This window comes from Rhizobium sp. SVR5-2C, assembly GCF_056755115.1.
In genome coordinates this window covers 1-229 of record NZ_JBNDHT010000672.1, presented here as the reverse complement: position 1 = coordinate 229, position 229 = coordinate 1, and the positions used below count along the sequence as shown (strand labels likewise).

The 229-nt window shown below is 59.8% G+C and carries 1 protein-coding gene; it reads right to left on the bottom strand.

What is annotated here, in order from left to right; genetic code table 11:
- Positions 1-39: 39 nt before the first annotated feature.
- A partial coding sequence (gene ligD, locus ACPYOI_RS37330; RefSeq protein ID WP_481424338.1) for a non-homologous end-joining DNA ligase LigD occupies positions 40-229 on the bottom strand: 190 nt, incomplete at its 5' end.

The window sequence follows — 229 nt, the reverse complement described above, 5'->3', positions numbered from 1 at the left end:
ATTCGAAATCCTGTTCAGTCGCCAGGCCGCCACGAACGCTCAAGCTACCTGTCTGGACTTCCCGAGGCGTTTGATAGCCTGTTCAAGCGGCCGCTGACCGTCGCAATAATCCTGCCATGCCGAGCTGTTCGCAAGCAGCCCAGGAACTGTGCGAACCGTAAATCTCTTTGGATCGAGGTCCGCCTTGACCTGGGTCCATGTCAGCGGCATCGACACCGTGGCGCCCGGC